This window comes from Enterobacter cloacae complex sp. S2, assembly GCF_015159675.1.
GTDB lineage: Bacteria > Pseudomonadota > Gammaproteobacteria > Enterobacterales > Enterobacteriaceae > Enterobacter > Enterobacter intestinihominis.
The window spans coordinates 1-942 of record NZ_JADDTS010000121.1 but is presented as its reverse complement, the minus strand read 5'-3'; the positions used below and the strand labels follow the sequence as shown (position 1 = coordinate 942).

Annotated in this window: 1 pseudogene; it reads right to left on the bottom strand. The window is 33.0% G+C overall.

What is annotated here, in order from left to right:
• Positions 1-511 (bottom strand): annotated as a pseudogene (locus IPZ49_RS23030) (hypothetical protein); the annotation flags it as partial.
• Positions 512-942 lie beyond the last annotated feature (431 nt).

The following is a 942-nucleotide window of genomic DNA, read 5'->3' as shown; positions in this document are numbered from 1 at the left end:
GGCCATGGTTGTTTTCAATTAAATGGAAGGATTTGAAAACATGAATGTAGTTTTCTGTATATTGCTCTTTCATGCCTAAATCATAAGGCAGTGTCAATATTAGCGATGGATTGCCAAGGAACGATTTAATCGTATCAGAAAATGATGTGTTAATGTTTTTTTTATAACAAAATTCACCAATGTCGCTAGACAGAGCGCCTTTTGCTATGTCATATTTATTACCCCACGCATCAACTCCCACACACTCAAGGTCTACATTTTCAGGGAGCTCAACTTTATTATTTTTCATTAGTTGATATATCCCATAGTAGTTAGAGTGATATTTGTTTAAGCTTACCGCTCCTTTAGAAAAGGTAATGCATAAAACACCTAATAGTAAGCATAAGAGAGATAGCGATATTTTTAGCTTTAGTTTATGCCTATCAAAAATCACTTGATGCAAAATAAATATAAGAGGTGTTAACGCAAACTGGCTCTTGGAAGTCGTCAGTATGGCTAAAAATGTATACATCAATACTATTCCTTTAGTATCTCTTCTCTCCATATATATTATTATTAAAGGAATGCAAATTAATAAGACTTGTTCCTGATAGAAAGAGTTGAACATGGATAGATTGGACGATGATACGAGCAACAATGATAGTGCAATAAAAATAAAGTCAGCACTCTTCCCCTTCCTTCCTGATAATTTTTTGAATACAAAATACAGAGCAATTATAAATGCCATTTTTAAAATGGCACCCAGCAATCGCATGTCAAGTATATTTGTATATAATGAAGTTATATAGGCATATAAATACAGTAAATAACTGTAGGAGCTGATATATTTAAAGTGGCCTATAGACTTAAAGTTTTCTTTTAGATCAAATACTAACCCACTATCTTTAGAGAAGATGTCTCTTATACACATATCTAGCCAACGAGACCGAGGCTGATATCGTA